At 65.1% G+C, this 15,597-nt stretch carries 21 protein-coding genes and 1 pseudogene; 12 read left to right on the forward strand and 10 right to left on the reverse strand.

Features of this window, described 5'->3' with window-relative positions:
• Nucleotides 1–23 precede the first annotated feature (23 nt).
• Entirely contained in the window at nucleotides 24–1,319 is a 1,296-nt protein-coding gene (locus ACIBG0_RS24960) for a D-arabinono-1,4-lactone oxidase (protein WP_397035380.1), read from the forward strand.
• Nucleotides 1,320–1,440: 121 nt separating this feature from the next.
• Here the strand turns inward: ACIBG0_RS24960 and ACIBG0_RS24965 are convergent, their stop codons facing one another.
• Nucleotides 1,441–2,187 (reverse strand): SIR2 family NAD-dependent protein deacylase, encoded by a 747-nt coding sequence (locus ACIBG0_RS24965; RefSeq protein WP_397035381.1) that lies wholly within the window; start codon nucleotides 2,185–2,187, stop codon nucleotides 1,441–1,443.
• A 123-nt stretch (nucleotides 2,188–2,310) separates the two neighbouring features.
• Between ACIBG0_RS24965 and ACIBG0_RS24970 the strand changes: the two genes are divergently transcribed.
• From ACIBG0_RS24970 to ACIBG0_RS24980, 3 genes are all read left to right on the forward strand, one after another.
• A complete protein-coding gene (locus ACIBG0_RS24970; RefSeq protein ID WP_397035382.1) occupies nucleotides 2,311–3,216 on the forward strand; it encodes an oxygenase MpaB family protein in 906 nt (301 codons plus the stop codon).
• Between the two features lie 306 nt (nucleotides 3,217–3,522).
• Nucleotides 3,523–3,936 carry an arsenate reductase ArsC gene (locus ACIBG0_RS24975; RefSeq protein ID WP_397035383.1) on the forward strand — a complete coding sequence of 138 codons (414 nt, stop codon included), beginning with the start codon at nucleotides 3,523–3,525 and terminating at the stop codon, nucleotides 3,934–3,936.
• 48 nt (nucleotides 3,937–3,984) lie between these two features.
• Entirely contained in the window at nucleotides 3,985–4,374 is a 390-nt protein-coding gene (locus ACIBG0_RS24980; protein ID WP_397035384.1) for a VOC family protein, read from the forward strand.
• Nucleotides 4,375–4,381: 7 nt separating this feature from the next.
• On the opposite strand, the gene ACIBG0_RS24985 is transcribed toward ACIBG0_RS24980, so the two are convergent.
• On the reverse strand, nucleotides 4,382–5,170 hold the full coding sequence (locus ACIBG0_RS24985) for a helix-turn-helix domain-containing protein (RefSeq protein ID WP_397035385.1): 789 nt from the start codon (nucleotides 5,168–5,170) through the stop codon (nucleotides 4,382–4,384).
• Nucleotides 5,171–5,251: 81 nt separating this feature from the next.
• Between ACIBG0_RS24985 and ACIBG0_RS24990 the strand changes: the two genes are divergently transcribed.
• Nucleotides 5,252–5,845 carry a dihydrofolate reductase family protein gene (locus ACIBG0_RS24990; RefSeq protein ID WP_397035386.1) on the forward strand — a complete coding sequence of 198 codons (594 nt, stop codon included), beginning with the start codon at nucleotides 5,252–5,254 and terminating at the stop codon, nucleotides 5,843–5,845.
• Here ACIBG0_RS24990 and ACIBG0_RS24995 read toward each other — a convergent pair.
• Nucleotides 5,832–6,314 (reverse strand): hypothetical protein, encoded by a 483-nt coding sequence (locus ACIBG0_RS24995; protein WP_397035387.1) that lies wholly within the window; start codon nucleotides 6,312–6,314, stop codon nucleotides 5,832–5,834. The two genes, ACIBG0_RS24990 and ACIBG0_RS24995, sit on opposite strands and share 14 nt — an antisense overlap.
• A gap of 175 nt (nucleotides 6,315–6,489) precedes the next feature.
• Between ACIBG0_RS24995 and ACIBG0_RS25000 the strand changes: the two genes are divergently transcribed.
• From ACIBG0_RS25000 to ACIBG0_RS25010, 3 genes are read left to right on the forward strand one after another with little or no spacing between them, the layout of a single operon-like run.
• The gene (locus ACIBG0_RS25000; protein ID WP_397035388.1) at nucleotides 6,490–6,648 is read left to right on the forward strand and encodes a hypothetical protein; all 159 of its coding nucleotides are present in this window, start codon (nucleotides 6,490–6,492) and stop codon (nucleotides 6,646–6,648) included.
• Between the two features lie 46 nt (nucleotides 6,649–6,694).
• Entirely contained in the window at nucleotides 6,695–7,627 is a 933-nt protein-coding gene (locus tag ACIBG0_RS25005) for a threonine/serine dehydratase (protein WP_397035389.1), read from the forward strand.
• 39 nt (nucleotides 7,628–7,666) lie between these two features.
• A complete protein-coding gene (locus ACIBG0_RS25010) occupies nucleotides 7,667–8,209 on the forward strand; it encodes a thioredoxin family protein (protein ID WP_397035390.1) in 543 nt (180 codons plus the stop codon).
• Here ACIBG0_RS25010 and ACIBG0_RS25015 read toward each other — a convergent pair.
• Nucleotides 8,206–8,496, reverse strand: coding sequence for a hypothetical protein (locus ACIBG0_RS25015; RefSeq protein WP_174415132.1), 291 nt, complete (start codon nucleotides 8,494–8,496; stop codon nucleotides 8,206–8,208). The two genes, ACIBG0_RS25010 and ACIBG0_RS25015, sit on opposite strands and share 4 nt — an antisense overlap.
• A gap of 113 nt (nucleotides 8,497–8,609) precedes the next feature.
• Nucleotides 8,610–9,770, reverse strand: a complete 1,161-nt coding sequence (locus ACIBG0_RS25020; protein WP_397035391.1) for an MFS transporter — start codon at nucleotides 9,768–9,770, stop codon at nucleotides 8,610–8,612.
• A gap of 81 nt (nucleotides 9,771–9,851) precedes the next feature.
• On the opposite strand from ACIBG0_RS25020, the gene ACIBG0_RS25025 reads away from it, so the two are divergent.
• Both ACIBG0_RS25025 and ACIBG0_RS25030 read left to right on the forward strand, forming a co-directional pair.
• Nucleotides 9,852–10,295, forward strand: a complete 444-nt coding sequence (locus ACIBG0_RS25025; RefSeq protein WP_397035392.1) for a MarR family winged helix-turn-helix transcriptional regulator — start codon at nucleotides 9,852–9,854, stop codon at nucleotides 10,293–10,295.
• A gap of 27 nt (nucleotides 10,296–10,322) precedes the next feature.
• Nucleotides 10,323–10,925, forward strand: a complete 603-nt coding sequence (locus ACIBG0_RS25030; RefSeq protein WP_397035393.1) for a TetR/AcrR family transcriptional regulator — start codon at nucleotides 10,323–10,325, stop codon at nucleotides 10,923–10,925.
• On the opposite strand, the gene ACIBG0_RS25035 is transcribed toward ACIBG0_RS25030, so the two are convergent.
• The 4 genes and pseudogenes from ACIBG0_RS25035 to ACIBG0_RS25050 form a co-directional block, all read right to left on the reverse strand.
• Complete coding sequence (locus ACIBG0_RS25035) at nucleotides 10,922–11,287, reverse strand: META domain-containing protein (protein ID WP_397035394.1); 366 nt, start codon at nucleotides 11,285–11,287, stop codon at nucleotides 10,922–10,924. The genes ACIBG0_RS25030 and ACIBG0_RS25035 overlap by 4 nt on opposite strands.
• Nucleotides 11,288–11,382: 95 nt before the next feature.
• The gene (locus ACIBG0_RS25040) at nucleotides 11,383–12,096 is read right to left on the reverse strand and encodes a helix-turn-helix domain-containing protein (protein WP_397035395.1); all 714 of its coding nucleotides are present in this window, start codon (nucleotides 12,094–12,096) and stop codon (nucleotides 11,383–11,385) included.
• A gap of 97 nt (nucleotides 12,097–12,193) precedes the next feature.
• Nucleotides 12,194–13,102 carry an NADP-dependent oxidoreductase gene (locus tag ACIBG0_RS25045; RefSeq protein WP_397035396.1) on the reverse strand — a complete coding sequence of 303 codons (909 nt, stop codon included), beginning with the start codon at nucleotides 13,100–13,102 and terminating at the stop codon, nucleotides 12,194–12,196.
• Nucleotides 13,103–13,205: 103 nt separating this feature from the next.
• Nucleotides 13,206–13,617: pseudogene (locus ACIBG0_RS25050) on the reverse strand (CoA transferase).
• Here ACIBG0_RS25050 and ACIBG0_RS25055 point away from each other — a divergent pair.
• Nucleotides 13,549–13,713 carry a hypothetical protein gene (locus ACIBG0_RS25055; protein ID WP_397035499.1) on the forward strand — a complete coding sequence of 55 codons (165 nt, stop codon included), beginning with the start codon at nucleotides 13,549–13,551 and terminating at the stop codon, nucleotides 13,711–13,713. The pseudogene ACIBG0_RS25050 and the gene ACIBG0_RS25055 overlap by 69 nt on opposite strands.
• A 36-nt stretch (nucleotides 13,714–13,749) precedes the next feature.
• Nucleotides 13,750–14,661 carry a Rieske 2Fe-2S domain-containing protein gene (locus ACIBG0_RS25060; RefSeq protein WP_397035397.1) on the forward strand — a complete coding sequence of 304 codons (912 nt, stop codon included), beginning with the start codon at nucleotides 13,750–13,752 and terminating at the stop codon, nucleotides 14,659–14,661.
• On the opposite strand, the gene ACIBG0_RS25065 is transcribed toward ACIBG0_RS25060, so the two are convergent.
• A complete protein-coding gene (locus ACIBG0_RS25065; RefSeq protein ID WP_397035398.1) occupies nucleotides 14,662–15,570 on the reverse strand; it encodes an EamA family transporter in 909 nt (302 codons plus the stop codon).
• Nucleotides 15,571–15,597 lie beyond the last annotated feature (27 nt).

Raw genomic sequence — 15,597 nt, forward strand, 5'->3', positions numbered from 1 at the left:
AGCCACCCCTTACAGTTGGACACATGACCAATTCGTGGGGGAACTGGGCCGGGGATCAGCGGTGTGCGCCAGCTACCATCGCCACCCCGCGCGATACCGAAGAATTAGCCGAGATCATCGGCCGCGCGGCCACCACCGGACAGACCGTACGCGTCGCCGGTGCGGGTCATTCGTTCACCGATGCCGTACTCACCGACGGCATTCTGCTCGACCTCGCGAAGCTGAACCGCATCCTCGATGTGGATCGGGAGACCGGACGCGTGCGAGTCGAGGCAGGTATCACCCTCAATGCCGCGAGCAATGCGCTGCATCCGCTCGGCCTGGCCTTTCCCAATCTCGGCGATATCGACGTACAGACCATCGCGGGCGCGACCGCCACGGCCACCCACGGCACCGGCGCGACACTGCAAAACCTTTCGGCCGCACTGCAATCCATCGAGCTGGTACTCGCCGATGGCAGCCGGGTCGAGTTGAACGAGGAGTCCGATCCGGAGGGCTGGCGCGCGGCACGGGTGAGCATGGGGGCACTCGGCGTGATCAGCGCGGTCACCTTGCAGCTGGTGCCGTCGTTCGTGCTGGAGGGAATCGAGCGCCCGGTTCCGGTCGAGGAGGTCCTAGCCGATCTGGACTCCCATGTCGACGGCAACCAGCATTTCGAGTTCTATATGTTCGGGCACAGCCCACTGGCGATGACCAAACGCAACAACCCCGTCGACCTGCCGGAACAGCCGCGCGGTAGGGCCGCGGACTGGTTTGCCGACATCCTGATGTCCAACTACGCCTTCGACGCGCTGTGCCGACTCGGCAAGCGCCAGCCCCGGCTGGTGCCGTGGATACATCGCGGCGCTGCCTATGCGGGCAGCTACCGCCGCCAGGTCGACCGCTCCTATCGAGTCTTCGCCTCACCTCGGCTTATTCGCTTCACCGAGATGGAATACGCGATCCCGCGCGAATATTCCGTAGCGGCCATTCGCGAGATCAAGAAACTCGCCATGCAGTTCGATACGCCGATGCCGATCGAGGTGCGCTGGGTTGCCCCCGATGACGCGTACCTCTCCCCCGCGAGCGGGCGCGACACCTGCTACATCGCCGTGCATCAGTACCGCGGCATGGACTTCGAACCGTATTTCCGCGCCTGCGAGGCAGTTTTCGACAAGTACAACGGCCGCCCGCACTGGGGCAAACGCCATTTCCAGACCGCCGAAACACTACGGCCGCGCTACCCGGGCTGGGATCACTTCGCCGAGGTGCGCCGCCGCTTCGACCCAAAAGGCCGCTTCGCCAACGGCTACGTCGAGCGGGTACTCGGTGGTGTTTAGCCTGCGTCGCGTGTGCTTGGACGGCTCGGACCGCCAACGGGTCGCCCGTAAGACTCGCTCCGTTGGGGCAGAGTCGCGCGTCAACTCGCCAGTACTAGTGCGGCGACCAAGCGCGGTAGCGTCAACTTGCCAGTATTTCGGCGACCAAGCGCGGTAGGGCGGTGCCGATGGGTTCGCGGATGACCTCGGTGGCGATGCTGTCGTAGGGCGTCGGTTCGGCATTGACGATGACCAGATCCGCGCCGCTGTCGACCGCGATCGCGCACATCGATGCGGCGGGCTCGACCTGCAGCGAGGAACCCACGGCCAGGAAGATATCGCTGGACTCGGCGGTCAGCGCGGCCTTGGTCATGGTGCGGCGATCCATTTGCTGGCCGAACATGATGGTCGCGGATTTCAGAATGCCGCCGCATGCCGGACAGGGCGGATCCGCCTCGCCCGCCGCCACGCGAGCCAGGGTGGCGGCCATGCTCGTCTGGTATTCGCAACCGATACAAACGACTTCGAACATATTGCCGTGAATTTCGATCACCCGGCCCGGTGAGGATCCGGCGCGCTGATGCAGCCGGTCGATGTTCTGGGTGATGATCGTGATGGTGCGCCCGGCCCGTTCCAGATCGGCCAGTGCGGTGTGCGCGGCATTGGGTTGGGCCTGCCAGGCAGGATTGTCGCGGCGGGCCAGCCAGGAGCGTTTGCGCAGCTCCGGATCGGAGAGGTAGGCATCGTAGGTCGACAACAGTTCGGCGATGGGGTCTTTCGTCCACACGCCGCGGGGGCCGCGGAAATCGGGAATGCCGGAATCGGTGGAGATGCCCGCGCCGGTGAGTACACCGATCCGCCCGTCCCGTTTGCGCCAGTCGGTCGTCACATTGATTCAGCCTAGGGGGCCGTGTCAGCGATGCCCAGGACGATCGGTCGACAAGCCAAGGCGATGAGAGATTGCTACACTAAGTCTCTCAAGTTCTTGGATGGTCGATCAAAGGAGATCGCAATGACCGCCGTCGCATCCGACGCCGATTCACGGACCGCACCGGAGCGCCGCCCGTTCGCACCGGGGACGCGCATGTGGGACGAGACCGGCTTGATCACCTTCTCCCTCACCGCTGGTTCGGCATTTCTGCTGCAGACCATGGAACCGACCATTGCCGCCGTCGTCGACGAACACTCCACCTTCCGCACCGATCCACTCGGACGCGCGGTGCGCAGCATCGGTTCGGTGATGATGTGGGTGTACGGCGGCGACGAGGCGATCGCGGAAGCGGATCGCCTGCGCAAGATGCATGCCTCGCTGAACACCACCACCGCCGATGGTGTCCGACACAAGGCGCTGGCCTCCGGGCCGTGGGCCTGGGTGCTGCACACCGGCACCTTCGCCTTCACCGAGAATGCCGAATACTTTGCCCGCCGCCCGCTCACCCCGGACGAGAAGGAGGCGTACTACCAGGAGACGGTGCAGCTCATGCGCAATTTTGTGGTGCCGCCCAAGGAGATTCCGGCGAACTACACCGAATTCGAGAAGTTCTTCGCCGATATGGTGGAAAACCACCTACAGGAGACCGGCACCGCGCACGACTACCTGCGGGTGATCCAGTCGGTGGCACCGCCCGAACAATTGCCGCGGGCATTGCACCCGGCCTGGAAGCGCATGGTCGCGCCGGTCGGTCGGCTGCAGTACTTCGTGACCGTCGGCACGACTCCGGAGGCGGCCCGGCGCAAGCTCGGCCTGACGTGGTCGGAGTCCGATGAGCGCAAGCTCAAGGCGTTGGGGTGGTTCGTCGCCCGCGCGGTGCCGCTATTGCCGGAGCGGGTGCGCTACTTCCCGATCGCATACGAGGCCCGGCGGCTCGAGCGCGATCGCGCGCGGCTGCGCAAGGTGATTGATCTGCGTCCCATGTGACGCCTCGCGTGCGTGCACGGCCCGCGGTTGCCGCTCCGGCACCGCGGGCCGCGTCGTATCCAGGCAAAATGCCGAATTCCTGACCGACCGGTTTCTTCTTGACCGATATGCCGCGTACGGCAACAACTCTCGAGCGCCGGGGCTCGAGATGCCTTGGCGGACAAAGTCGCCCCCCTCGTCGCGAAACATATGCCGCCCGTCCTGGTATACGTATCACGCACCCTCCGACGCAGACCAGGTGCAACCGTCCGACAATCCCGACATTGCGCCCAGCACCACGCACCAGCCTGAAAGGTATTCCCGCACATGGCTCACAAGCCCAGCGTGCTGTTCATCTGTGTCCACAATGCGGGCCGGTCGCAAATGGCCGCCGGATTCCTCGATGCGCTCGCCGGCGACCGCATCGATGTGCACTCCGCCGGGAGTGCGCCCGCCGACACCATCAATCCGGCCGCCGTCGCGGTCATGGCCGAACTCGATATCGATATCTCGGCCCATGCGCCGAAGCTGCTGACCGTGGACGCGGTCGCGATGTCCGATGTCGTCGTCACCATGGGCTGCGGCGATGTGTGCCCGTTCTTCCCCGGTATCAGCTATCGCGATTGGATGCTGCCGGATGCGACCGATGAGGACATCGCCATCGTGCGCTCGATCCGCGACCGGATCCGTATCCTGGTGGACAACCTCATCGCGGAACTGATCCCGGCCACCGCCTGCTGAGTCCGATTTATTCAAGACGCCCGCCGAAGTGCGGCATACGCTGCGGATATGACTCCACAACTCAATGTCATCGGCATTGTCGTCAGCGATATGGCCGCCTCACTCGCCTTCTACCGCCGCCTGGGTCTCGAGTTCCCGGAGGCGGATGAGGGGCATATGGAGGCCACGCTCCCCGGCGGTATGCGCCTGACACTGGATACCGAGGCCGTGATCAAGTCGTTCCACTCCGACTGGCAGCCGCCGACGTCCGCGGGGCGACTCGGGCTGGCATTCCAGTGCGCGGATCCCGCCGAGGTCGACGCGGTCTACAGCGAACTCATCGATGCCGGATACCGCGGCGAACTGAAGCCGTGGGACGCCTTCTGGGGCCAGCGGTACGCGACGATCCTGGATCCGGACGGCAACAGCGTCGATCTGTACGCCCCGCTCTCCGATTGAGCGGTCGCTATGAGCGGGTGAGCAACTGGCTCAACGGCATGCCTGCCAGTTCACGCACGTCGCGCGCGAGGTGGGCCTGATCGGCGAATCCGGTGCGAAACGCGGTGTCCGCGAGCGGCACTCCGCTACGCGCCACCGCGAGCGCCCGCTGCAGCCGCAGGATTCGCGCCAACGTCTTCGGTCCGTAGCCGAAGGCCGCGAGCGAGCGTCGATGCAACACTCTCGCACCGACCCCCGCGGCCTCGGCCGTCGCGGCGACCGAACATCCGGCATTCAGCGCATCGACGATTCGCCACAAGACCGGGTCGGGCGGTTCGGTGTCGTAGGCCCGGCGCACCGCGATAGCTTCCAGTGCATCGGTCTGATCCGCTGCCGCGCCGACCTGTTCCGCGAGCCGCCGCGCCTTCGCCGAGGACCACAGATCCGCCAACTCCACCCGTTTATCCCGCAATTCGTATGCGGGCACGCCGAGCAGAGCGGGCGCGCTCCCTGGTGCGAATCGAACCCCCACCCATCGAGTGCCCGCCGCACCATCGGCCATATATGCCCGGGTATCCGGTCCGGCCACCAGCAACCTGCCGTTACTCCAGAGCAGATCCATACATCCATCCGGCAACACCGGCAATGCCGTGGCCCCGGTGGCATTGGTATTCGTCCACACCACCGCACCCGGCAGCCGCGACGGCCGCTCCCGATATCCCGGCACTGCCTCTGCCACGAATCCGAGGCTACCCGTGCCCGAGTCGAGGAAGGTCAGTAGTCGATCGGCCAGCCACCGCGGCTGCTCCTGCGGCACCGAGATCGGTCATCGATCGCCGATGAATTCCCGGCGGCCGGGTCGTCCTATCCAGCAGGCCGAACCAAGGAGGCACGTCGTATGCAAATCCGTTCACGCCTGTGCATGAGCGCCGATGGCTACATCACCACACCGAATGGGTGGCCGCCACAGGTCGTCGATCCGGCGTATGTACCCGGCGAAAGCCACGGCATTCCGGAATTCGTCGCGACCTGTGAGGCCGCGCTCATGGGGCACACCACCTTCGCGCCCGCGCTGACAAATGACCGCTGGCCGTGGCCGACACTGCAGGTGTTCGTGCTCGCATCGCAGCGTCCCGCGGGCACCCCCGACCACGTCACGGTGGACAGCGATCCGGCGCGCTTGCTCGAGCAGCTGCGCGCGGCCAATCGAGGCGGTGATGTCCATTTGATCGGCGGTCCGCGCACCATCGAAACCTTTCGCGCGATAGGCGCATTGGACAAACTCGAATTGGTCGTGCTGCCCTTCTTCGTCGGCGGCGGCATGCGCCTCACCGAAGCACTGGATATCGATACCGGGCTGACCCTCGAGAGTTCGCGTGCGCTGTCCGGCGGATCGGTGGAAATCGTCTACACCGTCGACAATCGCGGCGGCGTACCGCAGGCTCGGGCGGCGGGTTGGGCGCCCGCGTCACAGCGATTCAGTGCGGAGTGATGCCGCGCGGGACAACTCGGATCAGGTGATCGTCGTCCGGCGCGAGTTTCGACTCCGGATCTTTGCATCCCACGGTGACTTCAGCACCGGCGGGCGAGGAAAAGGTCCACAGCGTCATCCACTCTTTTCCGCCGATTGTTTCCTGTTTTTTCGTATTAGTGGAACGAAGGTCTTCGTTGCGGCCGGTGCTGTCGGTTACCGCACAGCGTAGGCTCGCGCTCGCCGCGCCCCAATCGACGGGCACCCTGATATCCATTACGGCATCGGCGGGAATCGGCACTTTCTTGGTTTCCCCCAACGGAATCCGCACGCCGTCGGCTGGCTCCTCGTTTTCGATCGGCGTCGCACTCACCGAACTCGTCTCCGCAGGTACGGACGAACGCGACGCGGCCGTCGTGGACTTGTCATCGGAGCAGCCCGCCACGGCAACGGCAACTGCGGCCGGCACCGTCATCCAGATCAGTTTCACAGGTCAACCTCTCTTCGACAGAGCATGACTACAACTTCACAGATGGACGCAGACTACATGGCGGGAAAATCGGCAATTTGTTCGCAAATAAGAGGACTCGACGGATATCTACCGCTGAATTATTGATCGACCCTGCGAGCCAAGATGATTCGATACTCCGGAGCAGATCGCCCGTTTGGAAAGCGCGCTCGCCGCGGCGCACGTCCGCTACGCCTCGGTGGGCTACCCGCACGGCTTCACCATGCGCGACACCACGGGTCTTCGATCAGCCACCTACGACCGCCACCTCACCGATCTGCTCGACCTCCTGCACCGGGCGCTCCCCAACGCCTGAGGAGAGGGCAGGATGAGCAATGAGGAACCCGAGGACAGGAGTGCGAATGGAGTTGAGCTACGGCGATGTGAAGGCCGCTGCCGATCGGATCACCGGGCATGTGCGGCCGGTCGCCATCGCACCCGGGGACGCAACCGGTGAGCTATGGCTGGCGTTGGAATTCATGCAGCACACCGGTTCGTTCAAGGCCCGTGGCGCCCGGAACTTCATCCGGGCGCACCAGGACGACGCGACGCTGCCGGACGCGGGCGTGACCATCGCATCCGGCGGAAACGCCGGACTCGCGTGCGCGTGGGCGGCTCGCGAACAGGAGGTACCGGCGACTGTATTCCTGCCAGCTACGGCGCCGAGGGTGAAGGTCGAGCGACTGCGCGGCTACGGCGCGGATGTGCGCCTGGTCGGCACCGAATACGCGGACGCACTCGCCGCCTGTCGCGAATTCGCCGATACCAGTGGGGCTTTGCCCTCGCATGCCTACGACAACCCCTACATCGCGGCCGGCGCGGGCACCCTCATGGTGGAGCTCCACCATCTGCTCCCCCGGTTGGACACCGTTGTCGTCGCGGTCGGCGGCGGAGGTCTGTTCGCCGGGGTCGCCACGGCGGCGGACCACTACGGCGTCCGGACGATCGCGGTGGAACCGCAACGCTGTCGGGCGCTGCACGATGCGATCCAGGCCGGACGTATCGTCGACGCGCCGGTCGATTCGGTCGCCGCCGATTCCCTGGGCGCCCGCCGCGCCACCGAACTGGCACTGCACGCTGCGCAGAACTATGACGTGACGTCGGTGCTCGTCCCCGATGCCGACATCATCGCGGCCCGGATGGCCCTGTGGCAGGACCGCCGCTTGGCCGTGGAACACGCCGCCGCAACTGCTCTCGCGGCATTGACCACCAAGGCCTATCGACCCGAACCCGGCGAACGGGTCTGCGTCGTCCTGTGCGGCGCCAATACCGATCCGGCGGATCTGGCGCGATAAACGGTTTACGCTCGACATCGACTCGGATGGAGGCACCTCATGTCGGTCCAATCCTTGATGGTCCCGATCGGAACACCCGCTCCGGACTTCAGTCTGCCCGACCTCGACGGTCACCTACACACCCGTGCCGACTACGCGGACGGGCCCGGGTTACTGGTCATCTTCGCCTGTAACCACTGCCCTTATGTGCGGCACCTCGAGGCGAAGCTCGGCGAGGTGCTCGGCACATTGACCATCCCGACGGTGGCGATCTGCACCAATGATGCCGATGCCTATCCAGATGATGCGCCGGAACATCTACGGGCACAAGCCGATCGCGCGGGGTGGAAGTTCCCCTATCTGATCGACCAAACACAGCAGGTCGGTCGAGATTTCCGGGCCGCATGCACGCCGGACTTCTTCCTCTACGACGCGCGACTCGAACTCGCATACCGTGGCGCCTTCGACGAATCCACCCCCGGCAACGGTAAACCGGTGACCGGCAACGAATTACGCGCCGCGGTCGAGGCGGTACTCACCAGAGCACCCGTGCCCGAGCCGCACCGGCCGAGCATGGGCTGCTCCATCAAATGGCGTGCCTAGGTGCCGATTACGGCATTCATGATGGTGCCCGCACTGGTCGCGACGACGCCGCCGATCATGGCTCCCGCCACCATCTTCGGCGACTGCAGGCCACCACCGGACCACTTCTCCCAGGCGAACCGTCCACCCGCGTAGGTGATGGCGGTAATGCCTGCCAGCAGGATGAACCAGGTGAAATAGCGCACCATCTGCAGGATCTTGTCCGCGAGGGGCGGCGCCTCCGGTGTCGGATTGCCGAGTTGGGCCAGGACTGCTCCATACGTGTCATGTGCCGCGGCCAGAATCATGCTCACAGTCGTACCCCTCTTCTGATATCGGCGACGCTGGTAAGCGTCTAGCCAGATAATAGCGGCTCGACTCGAGACGGATTGTGCACCAAGCAGATTCACCGAGATACCGGTCAGCTGGATTCCAACGCGGGTTTGCGATCACGGCGCAGCATGTACAGTGCCATCGCCGAACCGGAGACCGTGAGCACAGCGGCGACCGAATATATCGAACGCAGACCCGGTCCGTCATCGATGGCCCAGCCGCCGACGCGGCCCGCGCATGCGGCGGCGAGTTGGAATCCGGAGGCATTGACCGCGACGGCCAGTGTGGGTGCCGCACCCGCCGCGGTCACGACGCGGGTCTGCATACCGGGAATGATCGCGAAGGCCAGCACACCGAGCACGAAAATCAATGCCACTGTGATCAATTGAATTTCCGCGACGCCCCAGAGCAGCGCCAGCGTGCCCGCAAGAGCGACGAGCAGGACCGCCAGCGATGGCATCAGCGCCTTATCGGCCAGCCGACCACCGAGATAATTGCCGAGCACCGCGCCCGCGCCGTACGTCAGCAGCAGCACGGGAACAACACCCGCCGCGAAACCGCTCACCTCGGTGAGCAACGGGGTGAAGTACGTAAACACCATCACCACACCGACATTGCCGAGTGCGGTGAGCGCGATCGCCAATTGCACTCGACGGTCGGTGAATACGCGCAGCTCGCCGGACACCGATCCGCCCGACGGCGCAGGCATCGTCGGCAGGAAACGCAGCACGAGCAGTAGCGCGACGGCCGCGCACATTGCGACCGATACGAATGTCGCACGCCAGCCCAAAGATTGGCCGATAGCCGCGCCGATCGGGGTGCCGCCGACAATGCCCAGATTCATGCCGAGCGACACCTGCGCCACCGCGGACGCCTCCCGCCCGGGTTCGGCCGTAGCGACGACCGTTGCGATGGCGACGGCGAAAAACGTTGCCACCACGAGTCCTGCGGCGAATCTGGCCAGCAGCACGGTCGAATAGTCGGGCGCGAGAGCCGAACCCAGGTTCGCCACGACCGCGACCGCGACCAAACCGACCACGAGCGGTTTGCGCGGCAGCCGCGCCGTCGCCACGGTCACCACCGGGCCACCGACGATCATGCCCAGCGCATAGGCGCTCACCAGCAGACCCGCCGCAGGCACCGACACCGCGAGACCATCGGCCACCTCGGGCAGGATTCCGGCGATGACGAATTCCCCGGTGGTCAGGCTGAAGACCACCAGCATGAGCGCAAAGACAGCAGGACGCATATATCCACTCCAGATAGTTACAACTCAAATGATTTGAACTAGAACTATCACAGTTCGAAGCATGACACTAGACTCGGCGGCATGATGGAGCAGGCGTCACCGAATCTCACCGTCGATACCGAGATCGATCGGGATGTCTGCAAGCTGGTGCATCAGTTCACCCATCGCCTCGACGTGCATGTACGCCGCGTCGCCGAGACATTGGATATGACGCCGTCGCAGGTCATCGCCCTGCGCGAACTGTCGGATCCGATTACCGCGCGCGAGTTGGCCAGCAGAATGTCGTGCGAACCGTCGAATGCGACCTTCGTGCTCGACCGCCTCGAACAGCAGGATCTCGTTCGGCGACAACCACATCCGACCGATCGCCGCGCCAAACAAATCGTGCTGACGGCGGCCGGGCAGCGGCGCCGCGCCGAGGCGCTCGACCTGCTCGGGGCGCGGTCGCCACTGACCTCACTCACCGCCGCGCAGCAGCGCACCCTGCGCGATCTGCTGCAGGCGATGGTGAGCCCCGTTGTTTAACAATACGGCCGGACGTACTCTTTAGATATGACTACCGAGGACAAGCGCCTGCTGCGCGGGGCCCGCAGTCGCCAGCTCGTATTGCGTCACGCGGTCGACACCGCCTCCCTCGACGGTCTCGAGGGTTTGAGCTTCGGCAAGTTGGCAAGCGATACCGGGCTCAGCAAGGCGGGTGTGCAGACCCTGTTCAAGACCAAGGAGACGCTGCAACTGGCGGCGCTGGATTTCGCCCGCGATATGTTCGTCGATGCCGTCATCCAGCCCGCCCGCGCACAACCGCATGGAGTGGCACGACTTCGCGCCCTGATCGAACACTGGATCGTCTATGCGCAGACCCCGCTGTTCACGGGTGGCTGCTATCGGGTCGCGAATATGGCGGAGTTCGACAGTCGTCCCGGTCCGGTGCGCGATGCCCTCGTCCGCGATCAGCGCGACTGGATAGCGACCATCGCGCGCGAACTCCGGTATGCCGTCGATTCGGGCGAAATCGCTGATCTGGATATCGATCTCGCAGCCTTCCAGATCGACGCAGTCCTCTGCGCCGCCAATACCGCACTGCGACTCGGCGAATCCGATGCGGTGTCCAAGATCCGCCGAGTTGTCGAAAACCTTCTTATTCCGGCGACCTAGGGGCAGTCGGCGGTCTGTTGCAGCTCGATCCTGATCCGGTCGTCGCTGAGGATGAGGGTGCCGTCGCCGGTGGTGGTCCATGTCGGTGCGAGGAGCAGGAATTCGGTGAGCCAGGAGTCCTGGTCGGCGAATTCCGGCGGGTAGGAAAGCACGGTGGAGAACGGGGACCGGGTTTTCAGAACACCGCTATCGGGATCCACCTCGAACATCACGGTATTCGCACCTGCATGGGCGGATAGGCGGCGGGTTTCGTCGACGAACCACAGGGTGATCCAGGTGCCGCGGACCAGGAATCGTGGTCGGCCGTTCTCGATGACGGATGAGGAGACATAGCGGTGGCCCCAGAGATCGGAGTCTTGCATCGGTGGATCGCCCTTACTCACAGCGTTCGACAGCTCATCTATCCTGGTTCGCCCGCCGAGTATGCAGGAACGGTCCGGTCCACTGAACGAACCGATCAGCGAAGATTCTTCTCGATTTCGCGGGCGGCATGTGCGACCAGGCCGGGCAGATTCGGCGGAAACTGTTGGGACAGGGAGATACAGCCGATCGCGGCCGCGTCACACATGCCCGGTTGACGGATAGCCGCTGCGGCACAACATATCCCGGCGATGAGCTTGTGATGGTCGACGGAAACCATTCCCGCATCGACGATTCCGGAGCAGACACGCTGCCATTCCGCGGCCGAATAGCTCGGCGGCGGGACGGTGTTGTCGACGCGCCCCGCGAACAGCACCTGCGCCAACGCGGTGCGATAGACCAACTCCGGATCCACGGTGGTATTTACGAAAAACTCCGCGCCCTTGATCCCGGAGACCATCCGAACCTCACCCGCATCGAGAATGCACACCGCAACAGTCGAATTCGTCAATGCGGACAGTACCCGGGCCGGTCGTTGCGCGGCCCGGCGCAGGATCGGTGCGGCCTGCCAATGTCGCCCGAGCTCCGCCATGCGCTCGCCGACGAAATAACGCTGCTCTACCCGCTGTACGGCACCGAGCGCCACCAATTGTTCGGCCAGCCGATATGCGGTGGCCTTCGCCAATCCGGTGGTGCGGGCCAGTTGCGAGAGTCCACAGCCCTCGGGTGCCGCTGAAATGGCCTCCAGGATCTGGAAACCGGCATCGAGCACGCCGCGGCCCGTGCCGTCCGTCGATGGACTACCGGCCATCGCGCCCGTCCTCCTCCTTGCCGCGGCTCCTATCGGTACACGGCAAGAGAAGATGGTACGCCGGTTGTCGTTCGCAACAAGGCGTTCCGGGACGGGGTCAGCTCACGTTGAGGACGACCTTGCCTGGGCCACGCCCCTTTTCGCTCTCCTCCTGGGCGGCTGCGGCACGCTCGAGCAGGAAGGTCCGCGCCGGGCCGGGCAGCCGGAACGTACCGCTGGCGACCCGCTCGGCGACCTGGTGGAGCAGTTCGGTCGGCCGCTGGGCACCGGTACCGGCGAGGAACGTGATGCCGAGATCGCTGGCCGCCGGGTCGGCGATCGTCACGATGCGGTCGGTGCCGCCACGCAATTCGATCGCGGCGGGCAGCACACCGTATCCGGCCGCATCGAAGACGGCGTCGATGCCGTTGGGCGCGAGTTCGCGCACGCGCTCGACCAGACCGGCACCGTAGGTGGTCGGGGTGGCGCCGATTTCGCGCACAATGTCCTGATTGGCCGCGGATGCGGTGCCGATTACGGTGGCTCCCTCGGCCGCTGCCAGTTGCGCCGCCATCGACCCCACCGCACCGGACGCACCGTTGATGAGCAGCGTGTCGCCCGACTGTATTTTCAGTGCCGCCAATGACTTCTCCGCCGCCGACACCGCGACCGGGAGCGATGCGGCATCCGGCCAGGACAATTCCTCGGGTTTCTTCGCGACGGCATTGCTGAGGGTGTACTCGGCGTACGCCGCGACGGCCCAGCCGAGCACCTCGTCGCCGACCGCCACGCCGGTGACATCAGGACCGACCGCATCGATCACACCGGCGATCTCACCACCCGGATACTGCGGAAACGTCGGTTCGCCGAAAGATAATGCGCCGGAACGGATCTTCCAATCCACCGGATTCACCGCGGTGGTCCGCACCTCGACTCGGACTTGCCCAGGACCCGGTTCCGGAATCGGGATGTCGACGATCTGCAGTACGTCCGGACCGCCGAATTCGTAGAACGCAATCGCCCGCATCATTCCAGCCTACGGGTCACAGCGCGCGCTTACGGGTAGCGCCGCCGTATTTTCTCAGGAGAGTCTCATCGAACACCTACCTCTGGTCTCAGAAGTGTTCCGTTCAATGGCCGGTGGCTGCCCCGCCCGGTTCCAGTCTCCAGGCGTCGGTCCCCTCGAACAACCGGGCCCATTCGTCGCGGGTGCGCTCGGCGAATCGTTCGGCCAACATATTTCGCAGCTTCGGCCAGGTCGAGCGGTCGTGCTGTTGTGCGGGATCGATATCGAGGTCGAGCAGTTCGATCAGCTGCCGGTAGAACTTCGCCTCCAGCGCACCGACGGCCATGTGCCGACCCGTCTTTGGTCTCGTAGACGGAATAGAACGGCCAACCACCATCGAGTTGGTTGACCCCGCGCTCGTCGGTCCACGCGCCGCGCGCGAGTTTGGCGAAGGTGCTCGCGAGCAGATGCGCGGTGCCATCCACGATCGCCGCATCGACGACTTGGCCGCGGCCGGTTCGCTCGACGGCATACAGCGCGGCGAGCACCCCGATCACCACCGGGCGGTAGGCAGCGCCAAAATCGGCAAGTATCCGAAACGACCTCGAACCGAATCGGCGGCCATCTCGTAACACCTACCACAACGAGCCGACAACGCCGAGGTCACGATGAGCGTCGAACATGTCAACCGTCGAACAATCGTCATCGGAGCAGGAGCCGCGGCAGTTGTCGCGGCCTGTTCGACGAGCGAAAGTCCCTCGAACCCAGCCACTTCCACTTCCACCGCAGCGCCGACGTCGTCGAGTTCGATCGCCGCCGAACCGTCGCCTTCCGCCGTCGAGATACAGGCCGGGCGGCAACCAGTGCCCGGCACCGCACTTATCCGTACCGCCGATGTCCCGATCGGTTCCGGCGTGCTACTCGGCGATACCGTCGTCACCCAACCGAGTTCTGGCAATTACCAGGCCTTTTCGGTCATCTGCCCGCATGCGGGCTGTGCGGTCGCCACGATCAGCGGGGGCACCGTCAATTGCCCTTGCCACGGCAGTAGATTCAATCTCGACGGCTCCGTAGCCACTGGTCCGGCCACCCAACCGCTCGCCGCGCGCACCATCTCGGTTCAGGGCGAATGGATCATCGCGGGCGCGTTCGCACCGCTACCCGCCACTCGTCGACAGGTGCAGGAGCAACCCGCACCGGCGCCGCAGGTCGAGGAGGGCGCACCGGAGAACGCCATCGCCCGCGCCGCGGATGTGCCGGTCGGCTCCGGCCTCATCCTCGGTGACACTGTCGTGACCCAAGCGAATCCCGGTAATTACCAAGGCTTCTCGGTGATCTGCACACACCAGGGCTGTGCCCTCAACGAAATCGCGGGCGGCACCATCAATTGCCCTTGTCACGGCAGCAAATTCCATCTGGACGGATCCGTCGCCACCGGTCCGGCGAACGAACCGCTGTCACCCCGCGAGGTATCCCTACAGGGCGATTGGATCGTCGCCGGCGCACCGGCGACACCGCCAATGATCAAGCCGTGGTGGTGTGAAGTCCCGATTTTCGCCCCGGGTAGTGCGGGCTGCTGACTATTTCCGCCGCGCTGTGCGGGTCGCCCCGATGGAGGCCGCCACCACGCAGATGACGCCAGCCCATTGCGCCGCGTGCATGATCTGGCCGAGGACGATCAGTCCGGCGAGTGCGGCGGCCGCCGGTTCCAGGCTCATCAGTACGCCGAAGACCCGCGGTGGAATGCGCCGCAGCGCTTCGAGTTCCACGGAATACGGCAGCACCGACGACAGCATCGCGACCGCGAAACCGGCGGCGAGGACCGACGGCTGGAACAGCGTCGCTCCCGCGTCGGCAATGCCGACCGGGACCATGAGCACACCGCCGAAGGCCATTGCGATGGCCAATCCCCCGCCGCCGCTGGTCCGGTCACCGAGTGCGGCGCTCAGCAGAATGTAGCTCGCCCACAGGGCTCCCGCGGCCAGCGCGAACAGCACACCCGACCAACCGACATCACCGCCCGCCTTGGTCAACAGCAGCACGCCGCCGCCGGCGAGCACCGCCCACACGGGATCCGTCCATCGCCGTGAGCCCGCCAGCGCGACGGTGAGCGGCCCCAAGAATTCGAGGGTGACCGCCATACCCAGCGGAATCCGGTCGATGGCCTGATAGAAGCACAGATTCATGGAGGCGAGTACGGTGCCGTAGCCGAGCACGACCGGCAGCGCGCGCCGCTCGATGCGCAGCGAGGAGCGCCAGACGACCAACAGCACCACCCCGGCGAAGAACAGTCGCAGGGTGACCGCACCCGCGGCTCCGGTGGCAGTGAACAGCTGTTTGGCCAGTGCCGCACCGACCTGTACGCTGACGATCCCGATCAGCACCAATGCCGTCGGCGGCACCCCGCCGAGCCCGCGCGCGTGCACCGCGCGCAGGGGCGTCAGCGGCCACGCCGACTTCGGATTCCGTTCGATATCGATCGCGACCACGCGGCACCTCCGTCCAAAAGCCCAGCA

It is taken from the genome of Nocardia sp. NPDC050630, from assembly GCF_044457245.1.
GTDB lineage: Bacteria > Actinomycetota > Actinomycetes > Mycobacteriales > Mycobacteriaceae > Nocardia.

Bases quoted from the DNA above. Each gene is read 5' to 3' on its own strand.
- ACIBG0_RS24960 (WP_397035380.1), top strand. From the start codon at position 24: ATGACCAATTCGTGGGGGAACTGGGCCGGGGATCAGCGGTGTGCGCCA.
- ACIBG0_RS24970 (WP_397035382.1), top strand. From the start codon at position 2,311: ATGACCGCCGTCGCATCCGACGCCGATTCACGGACCGCACCGGAGCGC.
- ACIBG0_RS24975 (WP_397035383.1), top strand. From the start codon at position 3,523: ATGGCTCACAAGCCCAGCGTGCTGTTCATCTGTGTCCACAATGCGGGC.
- ACIBG0_RS24980 (WP_397035384.1), top strand. From the start codon at position 3,985: ATGACTCCACAACTCAATGTCATCGGCATTGTCGTCAGCGATATGGCC.
- ACIBG0_RS24990 (WP_397035386.1), top strand. From the start codon at position 5,252: ATGCAAATCCGTTCACGCCTGTGCATGAGCGCCGATGGCTACATCACC.
- ACIBG0_RS25005 (WP_397035389.1), top strand. From the start codon at position 6,695: ATGGAGTTGAGCTACGGCGATGTGAAGGCCGCTGCCGATCGGATCACC.
- ACIBG0_RS25010 (WP_397035390.1), top strand. From the start codon at position 7,667: ATGTCGGTCCAATCCTTGATGGTCCCGATCGGAACACCCGCTCCGGAC.
- ACIBG0_RS25015 (WP_174415132.1), bottom strand. From the start codon at position 8,496: ATGATTCTGGCCGCGGCACATGACACGTATGGAGCAGTCCTGGCCCAA.
- ACIBG0_RS25020 (WP_397035391.1), bottom strand. From the start codon at position 9,770: ATGCGTCCTGCTGTCTTTGCGCTCATGCTGGTGGTCTTCAGCCTGACC.
- ACIBG0_RS25025 (WP_397035392.1), top strand. From the start codon at position 9,852: ATGATGGAGCAGGCGTCACCGAATCTCACCGTCGATACCGAGATCGAT.
- ACIBG0_RS25030 (WP_397035393.1), top strand. From the start codon at position 10,323: ATGACTACCGAGGACAAGCGCCTGCTGCGCGGGGCCCGCAGTCGCCAG.
- ACIBG0_RS25035 (WP_397035394.1), bottom strand. From the start codon at position 11,287: ATGCAAGACTCCGATCTCTGGGGCCACCGCTATGTCTCCTCATCCGTC.
- ACIBG0_RS25040 (WP_397035395.1), bottom strand. From the start codon at position 12,096: ATGGCCGGTAGTCCATCGACGGACGGCACGGGCCGCGGCGTGCTCGAT.
- ACIBG0_RS25045 (WP_397035396.1), bottom strand. From the start codon at position 13,102: ATGCGGGCGATTGCGTTCTACGAATTCGGCGGTCCGGACGTACTGCAG.
- ACIBG0_RS25055 (WP_397035499.1), top strand. From the start codon at position 13,549: ATGCGCGGTGCCATCCACGATCGCCGCATCGACGACTTGGCCGCGGCC.
- ACIBG0_RS25060 (WP_397035397.1), top strand. From the start codon at position 13,750: ATGAGCGTCGAACATGTCAACCGTCGAACAATCGTCATCGGAGCAGGA.